This window comes from Taishania pollutisoli, assembly GCF_014518315.1.
Lineage (GTDB): Bacteria > Bacteroidota > Bacteroidia > Flavobacteriales_D > Crocinitomicaceae > Taishania > Taishania pollutisoli.
This window is the reverse complement of record NZ_JACVEL010000003.1, coordinates 231,351-250,396: the sequence shown is the minus strand read 5'-3', so window position 1 is coordinate 250,396 and position 19,046 is coordinate 231,351. Positions and strand designations below refer to the sequence as shown.

Genomic DNA, 19,046 nt, shown 5'->3' with positions numbered 1-19,046 from the left:
TTTTATGCTCTGCTGTGTACCAACTAATCTTTTACTTTGTTCAACCCCATTGCTCCGAGCATCCATTTCGGGAGGTGTTTTTCCGGGTTGCGTTTTTTCAGGTTGATGTACCAGCCTAATTTTTTCATGACCGGAACTTTGTGTGTTTCCACAAATTCAATCCATGTTCCGTCCGGGTCTTCAATGTAGGAGAAACGCCCTCCTGCTTCACCCATGTCAAAGGTTTCACCACTATCTACTGTGAACGGGAATCCTGCTGCTTCGCATTCTTTTTTCAATCCCTCCATGTTGTTGATATCAAAGCACAAGTGAATGAATCCCCAGTCTCCCCAGAATCGGTTTTCAAAAATCTGGCGGCAATCTGTTCTGTCCAGTGATTGTACCAACTCAATTTCTGTCGGTCCCAACAACGGCGCAAACGGTCCTTTCCGATCATTTTTATGCGTCAGCAATACCCGTCGGAATTTTCCTGTTCCTCCCGGAAGTTGTGCAAAGTCTTCAAATTCTCCTGTCACATCGTATTCTACAGTCGAATATTCCAGCACATCCCGGTACAATGGCAATGCCTTCTCCATGTCGCTCACTCCGATGATCGTTCCCCCAACACCACCACATTTGCTCGGGTGACCGGTATTCTTAAACCATCCGCGTCCGTCTGCAATTGTGAAAATGTTTCCGTTCGGATCCTGAACAAAAAATGATTTCTTTCCATTCGGACGTGTCGTAACGGGTCCTAAAACGGTTGCTCCTTTGCTTTTCTGGTAATTGTACGTTGCTTCAACATCTCTTGATTTGATAAAGCAGGAATACAATCCATAGTCACCCAATTGGATATCAAATGTTGCTTTTTCGGTATTGCGGGATTTGTACTGCCAGATTTCAAATCCACCTCCTCCGTCCATACTCAAGGCGAGTGTGGCGGTACGGTTTTGGACTTTTCCTCCTGTATATCTTGTCATCAAAGGAGCTTCGGCTGCATCCTCAAAAATTTTAACGTTCACACCAAAGAATGTACGGTACCATTTCCAGATTTCGGGAACATTCGGAACTCCGATTCCCATTTGCTGAATTCCACTGATGATTTTTGCCATATTGTTTAGTTTGAATAAAACGATTGGGAGCAAATATAAAGATTTATTAATTGAATTGGCAGGTGTGGGGAACAGAAGGTCATTTCTGTTTGTTTGTTCAAAGAATTGGAAAACTGAAGTTATTGATACACCTCACTCCTTCCCCGGAAGAGGAGGTGAAAATAACAAAGCCCGACGTTAATATCGGGCTTGTTTCAGTAGTAGCAGTTAGTTGCGTAGTTTACGCAATGAATTGAAAATCTTTCAACCAATTATTACTGATGCTTCACAAATTTCACATGTTCTCTTCCTGTTTTGGACTGAATAAAATATACTCCGGGAGCAAAGTTGTTTACATCGATGATATTGTGACCTGTTTTCAGTTGTTCTACTGTCACAACTTTACCTGATACATCCGTTATCTGTATCATTTCTGCCCGTTCAGTCGTCACATTGAGTTGCTCACTTACCGGATTCGGATATACGTTCCAGTTATTCTGATCCAGCTTCTCAATGCCGACGGTAGTTACAAGGATACAGTCTGATGTTTCAGTACAACCATTGCGTGTGATTACCACGGCGTATGTTCCATTCACTGCCGGGGTGAAGGTTTGCGCAGTTGCGCCGGAAATTGGTGCATTACCATTCCCGCAATCAATCCATTGATAGGTTGCTCCTGTTTGAACAGCTGTCAGTGTATTTCCGGAAACAGTAACAGTACCATCAACCGAAATGACCTCCATCACAATTCCGTTGCTGACTACCGTCGCCGGCACAACGCATCCGAGCGAAGAAGTCATCAGGCATGTAACTGTTGCTCCATCCGTCAGTACGGAACTTGTAAACGTATTACTATTGGTTCCCACGTTCGAACCGTTAACCTGCCACTGATAATCCGGTGTTCCGCCATTTGTTGGGACAGCTGTAAAAACAACTGCTGTTCCTGAACAGATATTCGTAGCAGACGAACTGACGAAAACGCTTGAAGATACTCCCGGAGTAACAGTCATTGTAATGATATTACTAGTTGCCGTAAGTGTCGTCGGGCAAAGTGCGTTGCTGGTCAGAACGCAACTTACTACATCATTATCTGTTAATGTTGAATTGGTATAAACAGCACTGTTCGTTCCCACCGGCGCACCGTTGAGCATCCACTGGTAAACCGGCAAAGAACCCCCGTTGGTTGATGTAGCTGTAAATGTCACATTTGTTCCATTACAAATACTGTTGCCTTCACTGGAAATGATGGATACCGTTGGTGTAGAACTGCTGTTTACAGTCATCACAATACTATTGCTCGTTGCCACTGCCGGACTTGGACAAGTAAGACTGCTGATCATTTCACAGGTTACCACATCACCATTGTTCAGTGAAGAAATGGTATAATTGCTGCTATTTGTTCCCACCGGAGAACCGTTTCGTTTCCATTGGTAAACAGGTGTTCCACCATTCGTCGGAACAGCAGTGAACGTTACGCTGGTACCTGCACAGATCGTTGACCCTGAATCACTGCTGATATTTACCGAAGTTGTAACAACCGGATTCACTTCGATCGTAATGTTGTTACTGACAACCGAAGAAGTGGTAACACAATTCAGCGAAGAAGTGAGTGTACAAGAAACAATATCTCCGTTGTTGAGTGTTGTTGAACTGAATGTGTTGCTGTTCGTTCCGGCATTGCTTCCATTTACTCTCCACTGATAAGTTGGTGTCGTACCTTCATTCGTTGCCGTTGCTGAGAATGTTATTGCTGTTCCTGCGCAGATTGTTGTTGCAGAAGCAATGACAGAAACTGCAGGAGTTACATGATTCGAAACATTCATCGTGATCGTATTGCTTGTAGCCACAGCCCCATTCACACAAGGTGAATTGCTGGTGATTAAACAACTTATCATATTGCCATTGGTCAAACTTGCATTACTATACGTCGGGCTGTTTGTTCCTACCGGAGAACCATTGAGCATCCACTGATAGACCGGAGTTGATCCTCCATTGGTTACCGAAGCAGTGAAAATGACGCTTGTTGCTTCACAAATAGTACTTCCCTGGTCTGCAACAATAGAAGCCGTTGGTGCGGCACCGTTGTTTACTGTCATTGTGATACTGTTACTATTTGCAACAGCCGGAACAGGACATGTCAAACTACTCGTCATATTGCACGTTACAATATCTCCATTGTTCAGCGTTGATGTACTGTACGTTGAATTATTTGTACCTACCGCTGAACCATTGAGCATCCATTGATAAACAGGAGTACCACCATTGACCGGAACAGCTGTGAAATCAACACTTGTTCCTGAACAGATTGTTGATCCTGCACTGCTTGTAATGGTTACCGCTGTTGAAACGGTTGGACTTACTGTCATCGTGATACTGTTGCTCGTAGCATTAATAGCAGTGACACAGTTGAGTGACGAAGTAAGTTCACAGGTTACCACATCTCCATCGTTCAACGTTGCGGAACTAAAGACATTCGCATTGGTTCCAACATTGTTTCCGTTTATTTTCCACTGATAGACAGGTGCGTTACCACCACCATTGGAATTGGCCGTAAATGTGATGGTTGAGCCAGCACAAACTGCTGTTGAAGAAGTTGCTATAGAAATCGTCGGTGTTATAATGGTTGAAACATTCATGGTAATTCCCGTGCTTGCTACAACAGCAGGAACGGCACACGTTTCATTACTGGTTAGTTCGCACAGAACAACATCTCCGTTTTGTAAAGCAGATGACGCATAAGCAGGGTTGTTTGATCCAACCACACTGCCGTTTACTTTCCACACATATACAGGCGAGCTGCCACCATTTGTAATACCTGCGTTGAAGGTCACAGGTGTTCCTAAGCAAATCGGTCCTGAAGGAGAAGCTGTAATACTTACTGTCGGAACAACTGAAGGTGTCAATGAAACGGTAAGGCTATTGCTGGTAACACTGGTCGTTCCTGCACACGTTGAATTACTGACAAGATCGCAGGTTAAAATATCCCCGTTTACCAGTGTTGAAGAAGTGAAAACCGGGGAATTCGGTCCGGTAGCCGTTCCATTTACCTTCCACGTATATGTCGGTGCCGTTCCTCCGTTGACTACCGTAGCTGTATACTGAACCGGTGTTCCGGAACAGCTATTCGTTCCGCCTGGTGCAATTGTTACTGTAGGAACAGTAGGTGAAGAACATTCTACAAAAACTGTTTGTTTAAACAACGGACTCCAGCTGCCATCTACTCCCCGGACACGTACTGCGAACGAATGCGGTCCTAAACTTAGTGCAGAAAGATCGATGTTATTTTTCATCAGGTTTTCCAGTACGGAGTCGAAATTTCCATCTGTTGCCAGTAATGGAGTCGCATTTCCCTGACCGGGATCACTGTCCCAGAAATATTCACCTTGTGTGATACGAAACGGGCGGGTGATCGTAATCAATGGACCATCAATGTAAATTGTTTGACGGAAATCATTGCTCCAGGTGCCGTCTGAGCCTTTAACACGGACACTGAAACTATGCACTCCCAAACTGAGAGAAGAAACATCAATACCGGTTTGAAATAACTGCTCCAGCACCTGATTGAAATTACCATCAGTAGCTAACAATGCTGTTCCGTTTCCCTGACCGGGATCACCATCCCAGAAGTACTCTCCTTGGGTGATACGAAACGGACGGGTAATTGCAACCAACGGACCGTCAATGTAAATCGTTTGTCGGAAATCATTGCTCCAGGTACCATCTGAGCCTTTGATGCGGACACTGAAACTATGCGCTCCCAAACTAAGGGAAGAAACATCAATACCCGTTTGAAACAGGTGTTCCAATACCTGATTAAAGTTACCGTCAGCAGCTAACAATGCTGTTCCGTTTCCCTGACCGGGGTCACCATCCCAGAAGTACTCTCCTTGGGTGATATTGAACGGACGGGTGATTGCGACCAACGGACCGTCAATATAAATGGTTTGCCGGAAGGTATTACTCCAGGTACCATCTGAACCTTTGATGCGAACACTGAAACTGTGCGCTCCCTGACTAAGAGAGGAAACATCGATTCCGGTTTGAAACAGGTGCTCCAACGTCTGATTGAAATTACCATCAGCAGCTAACAATACTGTTCCGTTTCCCTGACCGGGATCACCATCCCAGAAATATTCTCCTTGCGTGATACTGAATGGGCGGGTGAGGGCAACCAGCGGACCATCAATGTGAATCGTTTGACGGAAGGTATTGCTCCAATTTCCGTCTGAACCTTTGATGCGAACACTAAAACTGTGTGCTCCCTGGCTAAGAGAGGAAACATCGATTCCGGTTTGAAACAACCGCTCCAACGCTTGATCGAAATTACCATCGGTAGCTAACAGTGCTGTTCCGTTTCCCTGACCAGGATCACCATCCCAAAAGTACTCCCCTTGTATTACTCTACTCTGCGCAGATCCCAAAAGAGTTACGACACAGAATACAAGCAAACACATTATTCTTTGTAACATCATATTTGTGATATTAACACGTAAATTACTTATCGTATCCGATCGCCTGAACGCTCATGGTCGTTCCCTGGTTTACAATACGCGGTGTATTCACGTAGATCACGCGTGAACTTTCTGTATTATTCATAAACGGCATGAAGTTGTTGAACGAATAGGATCCTCCATACACGCCAATATCATTACGTGTCAGGTCCAGATCGAGGAATGTATTCATCGGACTGCCGGCATTTACATAACCTGTCCAGCTGTTAATCGGAAGACCTGTTAAAGTGTTAATATTGTCCCTTTCAACATCACCTGTGAAAATATTACCTTGCACGGAATTCAAAGAAAAACAACCTGTTCCCGCACTGTAATACAAATTGTACGTGAAGTTCGTCAGTGTTCCACCGTTATTTGCTTGTCTGACTCCGCAAGCACCCGGATTACTTTGTACGAAATTTCCACACAGCATTGAATTGTCAACGTTCAGGTTTCCTGAAGATTGCCCGATATAGAGCGCACAACCACCAGAAGTGGCACTGGTTGTCAATACACAATTTGTAATTGCGCTTGTAGACGCACCGGATTTCAATGCTGTTATTAAAACACCGTAGTAACTTCCGTGCACCAGGTTGTTACTGAAATTCAGATAGTGTGATGTTGTGTTTATTTCAAAGCCATTGGTTGGAACATATCCAACCGTACCTACCCGGTTCCCTATGATAAGGGTTACATCCTCAGAAGCATTTGCATCGGTATTACACACTGCAGAATTAAGTTCATTACCAATGATCTTTCCGTATGAAAACGTTACAATACCTGCTTTCGAAGACCCTAAAAAAAGATCTACCCCGGAAACCATTGTGATATTCCCTACTATTTCAGAATACGTAATATTCAGTTTGGTTCGGTTAACAGGTACAGCACCGGTTTTTGTAATATGACCCAGCGGTGCCATATTTTTCATTCCTACAATTGTGATAACACGTCCTTCTGCTGTAACAATACTGATCGTACCATCCAGCAACCATTGAACGTTGTCGACTGCAGAAACAAATGTCAGGGTTTTATTAATGGTCAGATTCTCTGTCCATGGAAGCGCATCCGTACGGTTGTTAATCACAATATTGTCACCATCCGCAGCAGCAGTAATTGCAGCAGAAATGGAACCATAAGTACCTGCCGGACCATTGTGCTGTACGATACGGTCAGCAGCAAACAGGTTGGCGCTTGAAAGGATCAGGCAAATCAGAGAGAGTAAACGAGTTGTTCTCATGTTTAGTAATTTTAGTTGATACATCTTAATTTAGGCGACAAAACTAAAAATGATTGATTATACTCCTGCTACAAATAATATGGACAAAAGGATGGCATTTTTTCATTCATTTGAAAATCAAACCATTTTATGTAATGCACCCCAGTAATTTATCAAAGCGATAAAGGCGTCTCGGCAATTTATTTAATTTTGCTGGCATGAAATATCCCATACTTGTCATTGCTGCTCTACTCACATTTACGTGTTTCTGCCAAACATCTTTTGATGAATCCGAAGAGCTGTTCAACAACTATCTGACAACAGACAGTACAAAAGCAAAGGCACAACTGGAATACCAGCGAACGCATTCCCGTTCTCACAAGGAAAAAATTCGGTATGATCTCAATCAGGCCATTTATTACAGTTATCACAATCAATTTAAGCTTTCTGAAATAGTTCTTGCAAAGGCGGAACAAAAGTTGCAGCAAAAAAAGGATGTCGAACTGAAAGGTGAACTTGTACGGATCCGTTCACTGATTTATTACAAGACCAATCGCTTTGATGAATCCAATAAGTTAATCAACGACTTTTTAAATAATCATCCGAGGCTTTCAGATCAACTATTGGTCAACCTGTATATGAACCTGAGTTCAAACGACATTGCACAAGGAAATTATGCGCAGGCAAAGCAAAAGGCAATGACCGCATACAACATCTTTCTTAAAAGACCCGCTTCCTTATCCGATAAACTAACAGTTAAAGTACTCAACGGACTTTATAACGCCTATCATTACCAGGCCCAATATGATTCTGCTCTTTATTACCTCTATAAACAAGAACCATACTTAGAAGACGGTACCGTTCTGAAAGGTGGATTTTATGACCGGGTTGGCATTATCTACACCACTGTGGGAAAATATGACAAAGCGATCATGTACCATCAAAAAAGTATTGCGATTCTTGAAAAATTACATTCACCTGCCGTGTTGTCACATGCATTGTACAACCTGGGAACCGCCACTAAAGCGATGGATATTAATAAGGCCATTCCCTTTTTTGAAAGAGCACTGAAAACGGCACGTGACGCCAATTATGAACAGATTATCGGTTACGCCTCACAGGAACTGGGTGATATTTACCTGACCAAAAAAGAGTATTCGCGTGCCGACAAATACAATCGTGAGGCCCTGAAAATTTTGCGAAACGCAGGAATAGAACACGGGGTTATCAATGTGTTGTTGAATCTGGGGCGTCAAGATTATGAAACAGGAAACTACAAAGAAGCTCTGAGCTACCTGGAAGAAGCTTTGGATATGGCGAAAAGCAACGAAGATATCATCAGCCAGGAATATTGCTATGAATACTTATACAGTACATACGAACGGATGGGTGATTACCGGAATGCCTATCATTATCATCAACTTTTCGCACAGAAACAGCGTGAGATTCTCAAACTGGATCTTCAGAACAATATTGAACAACTAAATCTTTCCTACGAGGTTCGCATGGAAAAAATGACCAACAAATTACTGAAAAAAGAAGTAACGTTGAAAAACAAAAAGATCAGGGCTGAACAAGAGGTTAAATGGCTATTCGGAGTCTTGCTTCTGATGGTCTTGATAGCGGGGTGGTTTCTCAGAAGATTGTTTGTACAGCGCGCACGTTTGAAAGAAATCGAACTAAAACTGGCTCAATCTGAAGTGAAGGAGTTGGAACGGGAAAAAAACCGCACCATCAAAGAGCTGAATATTGTAAAAGATCAGTTGATTAACAAAAATGCCATGATCGGGGAATTAAATAATTTGTTGCGGGAAAACGAACAAAACCTGATTTCAAAAGAACAGTTTGGTAGTTTGGTGTCTACAGATACCGACTGGATTCAGTTTCTTGCAAAGTTACAATTGCTTTACCCTGATTTTGCAGATAATCTGAAACGGAAACATCCCAATCTTTCGAACAATGAATTCCGTCTTTCAGCACTGGTTCGTTTGAATCTTTCCGATAAAGAAATTTCGGAGTTACTTATTATTGAAGTTTCCAGTGTTAAGAAAGCAAAAAACCGCCTGAAGCAAAAATTAGGGTTAGATACCAATGACAAGCTCGATTCGTATTTGGGACAGTTGTGATTCCATTATTTATGGAAAATAATTCATTGACTTTGTAGAACACATCTCCCTCCTCATTCCTCCCCCAAGGGAGGAAGTAGAAACAACAAAGCCCGACTTTGCAGTCAGGCTTTTATTTCTGTGGCGGAGAGAGGGATTAGCTGCGCTGGTCTTCGCTTACGCTACGGCACGAACCCGATGGTTCTCATCCCTCTGGTAAAACAGTATTGAAAGTTTCAGGGTATAAAAAAAGGACTTGCTGTGATGCAAATCCTTTGCGGAGAGAAGGATTATTACATGATCCCAAATGGGGGAGGTTTCACAGAAACGAAAGCGATTCACTTCGTTCATGCTCTTTATTGGTTTTAGGATTTTATTCAACAACTTGTTTATAAAAGTCCCAAAAAACAACAAAGCCCGGCTTTGCAGCCAGGCTTTCGTTTCTGTGGCGGAGAGAGAGGGATTCGAACCCTCGATACAGTTGCCCGTATACTACCTTTCCAGGGTAGCTCCTTCAACCACTCGGACACCTCTCCGTGAACTTTTTCAGTCTATTATTTTGGTTAGTGGGTGGCAAAGGTAAACAATTTTTGTTAGTATCAAATTTTTCGTGCAGTGTATTTGATTATCACTGTTTAATTTTTTGATTCACACATGCATTTGGTTTTCTCTACATTCCTTTTACAATGCTTCCGAGCAACTTCAGTTTACTTTCTAACTGTTCTGTCCACCGTTGTCCGTAGGTCAGGCGCATACAGTTGTTGAACTGATCCTGCAGTGAGAACATTCTTCCGGGTGCAATGCTGATTTTCTGACGAATTGCCCGTTCGTAAAGCTCTGCTGTATCAATGCGTTCATCCAGTTCCACCCACAACATAAACCCTCCCTGCGGACGACTGACTTTTGTCCCTTCGGGGAAATATTCGGCAATCGCGCGGATATAATGTAAACTGTTGGCATGCAATTCACGTCGGAGGTTGCGCAAATGGTGTTCGTACCGGCCGTTTTCCAGGAAGTTGGCCACCGTTTCCTGTGTAATTGTGGTGGAGGAAACCGTATGAATGAGTTTTTGATGAATGATCTTTTCTTTAAATCGTCCCGGCGCAACCCATCCGACGCGGTATCCCGGTGCCAGGGTTTTGGAAACGGAACCACACCACAACACCAATCCTTCTTCATCAAAGGCTTTGCAGGGTTTAGGCCGACTTTTACCAAAATACACATCGCCGTACAAATCATCTTCAATTAATGGGATATTGTGGGTTGCCAGGAGTTTCACGACTTCTTTTTTGTGGGTTTCCGGCATACAACTTCCCAACGGATTGTTGAAATTACTCACCAACAAACACAGTTTTATTTTTGGAAGTGCTTTCTTTAACGCATCGATTTCTATTCCGGTCACCGGGTGGGTTGGCAATTCAATGACATTTAATCCCAGGCTTTTTGCCAATTGCAGGATTCCAAAATACACCGGACTTTCCACCGCAATCGTATCACCCCGCTGGGTTAACGCCATCAATCCAATGGATAAGGCATTCATTGCACCGGCAGTCGTTACAATGTCTTCTTCGTTGAGATTTCCGTTCCAGGTATAGGTCAAACGGGCAATGTCTCTTCTCAGTTTCAGGTTTCCCTGAATTTCTTCGTATTCCGTTCCGCTTCCTTTCAATCCGCGCATTGCAGAGACGAGTTCTTTGTTCAGGCGGGCAATGGGAAGCAATTCATTTTCCGGTACACCCAGCGAAAGACGTGTAACACTTTTATCGTTCAGGGAGTGAAATACATTCGCGATCAGGTTTTCCACGCATTTTTCATCCGCTTTTGCAACCGGCTGACTGGTTGCAGGTACCGACAAATGTACCGGCTTGTAGTTGACATAAAATCCCGATTGCGGGCGGGAAACAATCAATCCCTTTGCCTCCAGTTCAATGTAAGCTTGTGTCGCTGTGTTCATGCTGATTCCATATTCCCGGCAAACCGTACGGAGCGATGGTAGTTTGTCCCCTGTTTTCAATGTCCCCTGTCGAATCTGACTGCCCATTGTCATGGCAATTTTCTGGTATAGAATTTCTTTCATAGCTACGCAAACTGTACTCAACAAAATTAATAAAATTGTATCTGTAACCATGTGTTTTTTTATACTTCTTTTGTAGTATTCTAAATTCAGTAGAAACTATGTCTGATCGTTCATTATGGGGTGCTTATATTGCATTAGGAATTGTATGTGTGGTTTGGGGAACAACGTATTATGCGTTATTGATCGGGGTGGAGACCTTTCCGCCGTTCCTATTTTCCGCAATCCGACAGTTAACCGCCGGCCTCGTTTTGCTGATCGCATTGAAGTTATTCGGAAAATTAAAGTTTACCGCATCTGATTTCATTCACCAGTCCATTCCCGGAATCCTGATGATTACACTTGGAAACGGGGTGATCGGTTGGGCAGAACGCTACATCCCGAGCGGGTTAGCCGCTTTGATCGTTTCCATTCTTCCGGTCTACATCGTGGGAATCAATTTTTTGATTGGTGCAGATAAACGCAGACCCAATCAGTTTATTCTATTCGGATTATTCCTGGGCTGTACCGGTATTTTCCTGATGTTCCGAGACAATCTGAAGGACCTCATCAATCCGCAGTACCTGATCGGGATGCTGGTGGCTTTTACAGCATGCCTGGCGTGGGCATTCGGAAGTATTTATGCAAAATCCAGACCTTCTTCTGCCAACGTGCTAACAAACGCAGCCATCCAGATGTTCAGCGGAGGAGTCGGCTTGTTCGTTCTGAGCTTGTTCATGGACGACTATTCGGAACTGCAATCTGTTACAACGGAAAGCATCTGGGCGCTGGTCTACCTCACGGTGTTTGGCTCGATTCTTACTTATACGTGTTTTGTATACGCGCTTGACAAGTTGCCTCTCGGCATCGCATCGTTATACGCTTACGTCAATCCGTTTATCGCATTGATTCTCGGTTATTTGTTCCTCGGGGAATCGATTACCTGGATTACAGGACTGGCACTCATCGTAACGCTGGGAGGTGTCTATTACATCAACCGGGGGTATCAATTGCAAAAAGTGTAATTTAACTAAATTCCTGTGGCATTTTCAGAAGAAGGACTGTTATTCATTCCATTTCTACAATTATTTGCTTACAGGGAATTCTAACATCGAGTGCTGTTTTCTGACCACGGATGCACGGATTTGATAGAAGTATCAGGATGATTGAACGCTGCAATTGTTTAGATGGTGAATCGATACATTCAGGATTTTTTAACCAATAATAATCCGATTCTTTCTTTTGAATCAGATCAAAAACTGCTACATTCGATACGGATAACCGTACAAACGAACACTTTTCAACATGCATGCATCCAACAAAACATCCATTGCTTCTATTCTACTTATCTCGCTTCATGTATTACTTGGTATCGGCGCCCTGTTCGGTGGTGGCGGGATGATTATCGACCCCACGGGAGCACTCATTCAACTTCCCTTTTCGCTTCTGAACGAAACGCCGTTTACCTCGTTCCTGATCCCGGGAATCATCTTATTTGTTCTCCTTGGTATCCTTCCGCTGATTACCGCTTTCGGACTGATTACCAAACGACCGTGGAAGCTCACAGAAACATTGAATGTATTTCCGAATCAACACTGGTCGTATAGTTTCTCGCTGTACATCGGTTTTCTGCTCATCGGCTGGATCACGATTCAGATGTACCTGATCAATGGGATTGGGTTATTGCACGTGATTTATATTTTCTGGGGACTGTTGATTGTGTGGGTGACGGTGGTGGTGGGGAATAGAAAACATGGTATTACCAGATAACACTCCCTCTCAATCAATTACTTCCGTTCAAGCTTAATCCAATCATGATACGTTCCTTCACCACCAAGTCCTTGAGCATATAGTTTTCCTCTTTTCTCTTTGAGAAAGAACATCGGACTCTCCGTCTCGCAAAATTCTTCGTCGCCGGTATAATACAGCTCCAGGATGTTCTCTTTTTCTACTGCCGTGTATTTCCCGTTGCATCGAATCGGTTCATGGTATGTGTTTGTTTCCAATTGAACATATTCATTGGTAATGGTAAATGTGTATTCAATGCTTGCCATTCCCGTAGTGGTCGCTTCCGTTTCAACTCCTACGGAAAATGTTCCGATGTATTTTTCTGCAATCGGATGTGTTACCTTCTCCTTTGTGTCCGGTTCAACATTGCCTTCTATCGGTTGTTCAGACTGGTCATGAATAACTTTTATTTGTTCAGAAAAGGATCGTTCCGACGGGTCACAGGCTGTCAGAAATAACAGAAGACTCATTAGTACTACAATTCGGGGCATCATTGTGATTTGAGATGTTAGTAATTCAAAATTAACAAAAGATAAACGCCCACGGTATCGCGGGCGTTTCTTTAAATTAAGCATCAATCAATTCCGGATCGGCAATTACGCGAATGCGGGCTTTACAACCGGAGCAGATTTCAAAATATTCGTTGTTTAAAGGGATTGGGATCAGCCACAAAACGGACACGATCTTTTTTTCCGTTACATGCATTTTGGTAGTTTCCTGCTTGCAAACACGGCATCGGGACGCTTTATCGCCTTGTCTGCGGTTTACAGTCTTGTATCTGACCGACCACATCTTACTTCCCGTAAAAATCCCTGAATTCTTTTGCCACGGCCTTTGGATTCACCACGCAAGCATAAAAATCGAATCGGCTGCGGATAAGGCGCACATTGTTTTTAACGAAAAGACCTGAAATCACAAACGTATTGAACGATGCTATTTCGTGCACATATTTTTCGTTGTTTTCCAGCAAATCGGTGAGTGATTCTTCCAATTGCTGAACAGATTCCGCGCTGTTGATCAATTTCATTGTTCCTTCCAATATCGAAACACCTTCAAAGAAACGGTGGTTCTTAAACGTCTGAAGCAATGGAAAAAACCCGACAGTCTGGGTTGGGATGTAAAAAAGGTAATTCTTTGTGCCCACACAAATTCCTTTAGTAATGCTCGTAGGCGCTTTTGCATTCATGAAACTTGCATTTTCACAGATAACAAAATCAATATTTTTATTCAACATGTTAAAACAATTTATTTTGGTGGCAAAACTAATCAAATTCACGTATCTGCACTTCTCCACACAATCATTTGCAGTTTGTTATTATATATTCGTAGCTATTTGTTTGAAATCCGTAGTTTAATCTTCCCTGCTGGCTGTGCTTTCTGCTTTTGTCAGGGTGTAAAATTCGGTCCAAAGACGCTCTTCTTAACTGATTTTTGATAAACATCTAATTTTTCGAAATCGAACGTGAATAGTAGAATTAAGATTTCTATTTAAGACTGGAAATACTTGCGCGATTTAAAAGAGGTTCAATAAGTTATGTTTTTAGAAAATGGTTTCTTTAGAGTGAGTGTGAGAGAAGAGAGCAAAAAAAGAAGGAGAGTATGTACTCTCCCTCTTTTTTAGTGCCCAAGACTGGACTCGAACCAGCACACCTTGCGGCGCCGCCACCTGAAGACGGTGCGTCTACCAATTTCGCCACTTGGGCAGCCTCTTGCGATTAGCAGACTGCAAAGATGAATATTTTTTCAGAGCTGACAAGCAATTTTTGTAAAAAAATTCATCCGAAAGCATTCGTAGCAAATTGCATGGTACCTTTGTAATAGTTAAAAACAGACAAGCATGCATCCACTCAACTGGACCATCCGGCATTTTTCTTCGCTCACCGTCAATGAACTGTATGAGCTACTACAGCTACGTTCCGATGTATTTGTGATCGAACAGCAGTGTATATACCGCGATCCGGATGACAAAGACCAGCACTGTTATCACCTGATGGGACGCATTCCGGAAACCGGAGAACTGGCAGCCTATGCACGCATTGTTCCGCCGGGAATTTCCTACGAAGAACCATCCATCGGGCGGGTGTTGACAGCATTGAAACACCGCCGAAGCCAGTTCGGGAAAGCACTCATGCAACGCAGTATTGAAGCAGTGCAGACATACTATCCGGATCAACCGATACGGATTGGGGCACAGACCTATCTGCTGGCATTTTACAATTCCTGTGGGTTTGTGGAAACAGGTGAGCCGTACGATGAGGACGGGATTGAGCACATTGAGATGGTGAGGGGAAATACCGGACCTGATTAGACACAAACTCTTCTTAATTTTCCCGAAATCAATGAAACATCCATTTTTTTGTCTAAATTAGGCTTACATTCCCGATTTACAGCATATATTTCGGGAGGTTATCAACTAAAAAAAAAAACAAGTATGTTTTACCTCTACATTCCCATCGGACTCACAGCACTGTTGCTTATTTATGTGCTATATTTGGCTTTCAGTAAGCAATTGAAAAGAAAATTCCGAACAACTGTACTTCCGGGATTATTTTTTATTGGTATTTGGGGAACAATCTATTTTTTTATAGTACGTTAAACAATGAGCGAAGAACACAATTACATAGCGATCAATCGTCAGTCCTGGAATAAAAAGACGGACATTCACCTGGAATCAGCCTTCTACGACATGGAAGGTTTTCGAAAGGGAAATACATCCCTCAACGAAATTGAACTGGAACTGTTTGGCGATCTCAACGGTAAATCCGTGCTGCACCTGCAATGTCATTTTGGCCAGGATACTATTTCCCTCAGCCAGTTGGGAGCAAAAGCCGTTGGCGTGGATTTGTCAGACAATGCGATTGACAACGCCCGAAAAATTGCAGCGGAAATGAATGTCGACACGAAATTTATCTGCTGCGATGTGTATGAGCTTCCCGAGCACCTGGACCAACAATTTGATCTGGTGTTTACCAGTTACGGAACCATTGGTTGGTTACCCGATCTGGACAAATGGGCACAAGTGGTTGCCCGTTTTCTGAAACCGGGAGGAACATTTGTATTTGTCGAATTTCATCCGGTAGTCTGGATGTTTGATGATGATTTTGATAAAATTGGTTACAATTATTTTAATTCAGGAGCAATCGTTGAATCTTATGAAGGAACGTATGCTGACAGGGATGCCGATTTACATGCTGAATACGTTATGTGGAATCACGGTATCAGTGAAGTAGTCAATAACCTGATCAAAAACGGGTTGGAGATCAACTCCCTGGATGAGTTTGATTATTCTCCTTACAACTGCTTCCGAAAAACGGTTGAAATTGCACCGAAAAAATACCGGATCGCTCACCTGGACAACAAGATTCCGATGGTGTATTCCATTAAGGCAACCCGAAAAGAATAATATGGAAAAGGTAAACATCGCTGAAAAATTATCCTTGTTTTCCGAGCACTGGTCTCCGAAGATTGTGGGTGAACTCAACGGACAGCAGGTCAAACTGGCAAAACTGAAAGGGGAATTTGTGTGGCACAAGCACGACCACGAAGATGAATTGTTTTATGTAGTGGAAGGAACGTTAACCATTCTGTTCCGCGATAGAACCGTAACACTGCATCCACATGAATTTCTGATTGTTCCCAGAGGTGTTGAACACAAACCCGTAGCGGAAGAAGAAGTATCGGTTATGTTGTTTGAACCGGCAACAACACTAAATACAGGAGATGCAGAAAGTGAACTAACCAAACGAACGTTGGAAAAACTATAACAGTATCGTTTTATACCTAAAAAGGAGGAGTCACAAATCATGTACACTCCCCCACGTATTTTTCATTTATTCCGCCCGTTCCCGTTCTTCTTCGTTTCCGAAACTTTTTTCCGTTGTTTTCAGCTTGTTGTTTCCAAACTGGTAACTCAACGAGATTCTGAAGCCACGGGTGTCATCATAACTGCGGAAATTGGTTTCCACTCCGTTAGAAGAATAGGAAATCAATGGTCGCTGTCCGTTGACCACATCCTGTACAGTCAATGTCACCGCGAGTTTTTTGTTGAGTAGTAAGTACTTGACTGACACATCTAGCTGGTGCATCGTAGAGATGTAAAAAATCTGGTAACGCCCCGGTAACTGCAATCCGTAATTGACACTCACAAACAACGTTTTAGAAGTGTTGAGTGTAAAGTCGTTATTGGAATACAGGTATGCATTGTATCCGTCTATAGAAGCAATGGCTGCTGTTCGAGAACGTACGTTTTGATAGTTGACATTGAACCCGGAAAAGCTGTTCCACCACGACCACTTGCTAAGATTGTAGTACATGGAAATTCCAACCTGGTAAGTATTGGCATAATTCAGCGGTGTGCTTCGTGTGACATTCGTTTGCGCATCCAGAATGGACAATTGCTGTGAAAAATCCGATACCTGTGAATAATATACGGAAGACACCCATTTTTGACGGTACGTATAGGAAAACTCTACATTATCGATCATGGATGGTTGCAAAAACGGGTTTCCTTCCGAATAATAGTAAGGACTTGTACGAATAATAAACGGATTGAGGTAATCAAAACCCGGTCGCCGGATCCGGCGGCTATAATTCAATGACAATGAATGGTTATCATTGGGTGTATAGGTCAGGTAAGCCGTTGGAAACAACTTGATGTAGTTATTCCGGTTGGTCTGGTCGAGGTTTCGGGAATATCCTTCTGTCTGTGTGGCTTCTGCACGCAAACCGGTTTGTGCTTCCCATCGTTCACCTATTTTCTTGTTCAGCGATGCATGAATTGCCTCATTGTATTCCCGGTAACGAAAGACATTGGACTGATCCGTATTCAGTATCGGCGTTCCCGTTTCATAATCTGTCACTGTCAGATTGTTGTTGGTTTGTGTATACGAAAATTTTGCTCCGACGCTCAGCGACGCCCATTTCATTGGTTTTTCAACATCCATTTTTCCAGAAATATTATCAATCCGATTCCTATTGGTGGTGTTGGATGAAAAATAAGTAGAAGGAAAAACATGTTGGTGCACATCCAGCTCATTTCCTTCAAAAAATCGTTCATCGCGCTTGTGGTAGCTGAAGTAATCCACATCTGTTGTAATGCGGGTTCCGGTCGAATCCGGGGTAATCGCATTGAACCAGTTAACAGAATACATCTCAGGACGATTACTTGCCTTTACATCAGAGCGAATAAAGCCGTTTGCACTCCCTGACAACAGGTTTATTCTGCTTGTGAATGGTTGGTTCACACTTGTTTCTCCCGTATAATTCCCCATGTACTTGAAACCGGTTGTCCATTTTTCATTCGCTTTATAGTCTACTCCTCCCCCAACGCTGAATCCACGTGTTTCAGAACGGTCTTTCACTTCCGATCGCCAGTGTTCATTCGGATACAAAATCCTGCTTTCGGAGGTTGTCAGATAATCCTGTTTTCCCCCGTTCAGCGCAACATTTACTGCCCATTTTTTATGGTTGTAATGGAATGTTCCCATCACTGTCCCCCCTGCATAGGTCTTTTGCCGGTAGGTTGCTCCGATCGTTGCATTCCACGCATTTTCCTTTGCTGTTTTCAGGCGAATGTTGATCAATCCGCCATTACCTTCCGCATCGTACCCGGCAGGAGGTGTGGTAATGACTTCAATGCTACGAATGTTTTCCGAAGGAATGGACTGAAGCAATACCGCCAGTTCATCCGAAGACATGCGTTGCAGGCGGTTGTCAATCATTACCAATACCTCCCCTTTTCCGACAATGGACACCACATCGTTCTGTACGCGTACCAATGGTGTCGATTTCAAGACATCCAGGGCATTTCCACCCGAAGCGGCAGTTGAATTTTCGACATTGTATACCAAACGATCTGCTTTTCGTTCAATAATTTTTTTTCCGGCTGTGACAACCAATCCTTCCAATTCGGAAGATTCGTTGACAATTACGCTTCCAAGATCCATCGTGCGGGTTAACAAGAGTTGTTGCTCATACAATTCCTCACCTAGCAACTGAACACAAAGCAGATAAGTTCCCGCTTCTACCTCCAACTGAAACCTTCCCAAGCTGTCTGTCAATGCCCGACTTTGCACAGTGCTGTCGCTACGAAGTAGTTGAATCGTTGCAAACTCTACAGGTATACTGTCCTGGTTGATTAAGTTCCCCGAAAGACGGAGTGTTTGTGCGGATCCGTTTGTACTGAAGAAGATTCCCAACATCAAAACGATGATCGAATGAAGATGATTCATGGTGTGTTTTTGCGTTATTTATGAGTTATCAAAGGTTGGAATGCTATTCACCCCCTTTGATAATTGATAATTAAACCATTGATAATTAAGTTAT

At 43.1% G+C, this 19,046-nt stretch carries 13 protein-coding genes and 2 tRNA genes; 6 read left to right on the top strand and 9 right to left on the bottom strand.

Annotated features, from left to right (window positions below; genetic code table 11):
- Window positions 1-23: 23 nt before the first annotated feature.
- The 3 genes from H9Y05_RS06555 to H9Y05_RS06545 all read right to left on the bottom strand — a co-directional run bounded on the left by H9Y05_RS06555 (window position 24) and on the right by H9Y05_RS06545 (window position 6,797).
- Window positions 24-1,091, bottom strand: a complete 1,068-nt coding sequence (locus H9Y05_RS06555) for a VOC family protein (protein ID WP_163490111.1) — start codon at window positions 1,089-1,091, stop codon at window positions 24-26.
- Between the two features lie 254 nt (window positions 1,092-1,345).
- A complete protein-coding gene (locus tag H9Y05_RS06550; RefSeq protein WP_216713825.1) occupies window positions 1,346-5,524 on the bottom strand; it encodes a T9SS type A sorting domain-containing protein in 4,179 nt (1,392 codons plus the stop codon).
- 40 nt (window positions 5,525-5,564) lie between these two features.
- A complete protein-coding gene (locus H9Y05_RS06545; RefSeq protein ID WP_216713824.1) occupies window positions 5,565-6,797 on the bottom strand; it encodes a hypothetical protein in 1,233 nt (410 codons plus the stop codon).
- A gap of 197 nt (window positions 6,798-6,994) precedes the next feature.
- Between H9Y05_RS06545 and H9Y05_RS06540 the strand changes: the two genes are divergently transcribed.
- On the top strand, window positions 6,995-8,902 hold the full coding sequence (locus tag H9Y05_RS06540; RefSeq protein WP_216713823.1) for a tetratricopeptide repeat protein: 1,908 nt from the start codon (window positions 6,995-6,997) through the stop codon (window positions 8,900-8,902).
- A 425-nt stretch (window positions 8,903-9,327) separates the two neighbouring features.
- Here the strand turns inward: H9Y05_RS06540 and H9Y05_RS06535 are convergent.
- Both H9Y05_RS06535 and H9Y05_RS06530 read right to left on the bottom strand, forming a co-directional pair.
- Window positions 9,328-9,417: transfer RNA gene (locus tag H9Y05_RS06535), tRNA-Ser, on the bottom strand.
- 134 nt (window positions 9,418-9,551) lie between these two features.
- Window positions 9,552-10,958 carry an aminotransferase-like domain-containing protein gene (locus H9Y05_RS06530; RefSeq protein ID WP_216713822.1) on the bottom strand — a complete coding sequence of 469 codons (1,407 nt, stop codon included), beginning with the start codon at window positions 10,956-10,958 and terminating at the stop codon, window positions 9,552-9,554.
- A gap of 98 nt (window positions 10,959-11,056) precedes the next feature.
- Here H9Y05_RS06530 and H9Y05_RS06525 point away from each other — a divergent pair, with 98 nt between their 5' ends.
- Together H9Y05_RS06525 and H9Y05_RS06520 are read left to right on the top strand one after the other, a co-directional pair.
- Window positions 11,057-11,959 (top strand): EamA family transporter, encoded by a 903-nt coding sequence (locus tag H9Y05_RS06525; RefSeq protein ID WP_216713821.1) that lies wholly within the window; start codon window positions 11,057-11,059, stop codon window positions 11,957-11,959.
- A gap of 280 nt (window positions 11,960-12,239) precedes the next feature.
- The gene (locus H9Y05_RS06520; protein WP_216713820.1) at window positions 12,240-12,704 is read left to right on the top strand and encodes a hypothetical protein; all 465 of its coding nucleotides are present in this window, start codon (window positions 12,240-12,242) and stop codon (window positions 12,702-12,704) included.
- Window positions 12,705-12,721: 17 nt separating this feature from the next.
- On the opposite strand, the gene H9Y05_RS06515 is transcribed toward H9Y05_RS06520, so the two are convergent.
- From H9Y05_RS06515 to H9Y05_RS06505, 3 genes are all read right to left on the bottom strand, one after another.
- Entirely contained in the window at window positions 12,722-13,192 is a 471-nt protein-coding gene (locus H9Y05_RS06515) for a hypothetical protein (protein ID WP_216713819.1), read from the bottom strand.
- Window positions 13,193-13,515: 323 nt separating this feature from the next.
- Window positions 13,516-13,956, bottom strand: a complete 441-nt coding sequence (locus tag H9Y05_RS06510; protein WP_163490123.1) for a hypothetical protein — start codon at window positions 13,954-13,956, stop codon at window positions 13,516-13,518.
- Between the two features lie 387 nt (window positions 13,957-14,343).
- Window positions 14,344-14,425 (bottom strand) — tRNA-Leu (locus tag H9Y05_RS06505).
- A 134-nt stretch (window positions 14,426-14,559) separates the two neighbouring features.
- Between H9Y05_RS06505 and H9Y05_RS06500 the strand changes: the two genes are divergently transcribed.
- The 3 genes from H9Y05_RS06500 to H9Y05_RS06490 all read left to right on the top strand — a co-directional run bounded on the left by H9Y05_RS06500 (window position 14,560) and on the right by H9Y05_RS06490 (window position 16,486).
- Entirely contained in the window at window positions 14,560-15,030 is a 471-nt protein-coding gene (locus H9Y05_RS06500; RefSeq protein WP_216713818.1) for a GNAT family N-acetyltransferase, read from the top strand.
- A gap of 291 nt (window positions 15,031-15,321) precedes the next feature.
- Window positions 15,322-16,125, top strand: a complete 804-nt coding sequence (locus tag H9Y05_RS06495; protein ID WP_163490125.1) for a class I SAM-dependent methyltransferase — start codon at window positions 15,322-15,324, stop codon at window positions 16,123-16,125.
- A gap of 1 nt (window position 16,126) precedes the next feature.
- The gene (locus H9Y05_RS06490) at window positions 16,127-16,486 is read left to right on the top strand and encodes a cupin domain-containing protein (RefSeq protein WP_163490126.1); all 360 of its coding nucleotides are present in this window, start codon (window positions 16,127-16,129) and stop codon (window positions 16,484-16,486) included.
- A gap of 66 nt (window positions 16,487-16,552) precedes the next feature.
- Here H9Y05_RS06490 and H9Y05_RS06485 read toward each other — a convergent pair whose 3' ends face one another.
- The gene (locus H9Y05_RS06485) at window positions 16,553-18,952 is read right to left on the bottom strand and encodes a TonB-dependent receptor (protein WP_235992146.1); all 2,400 of its coding nucleotides are present in this window, start codon (window positions 18,950-18,952) and stop codon (window positions 16,553-16,555) included.
- Window positions 18,953-19,046 lie beyond the last annotated feature (94 nt).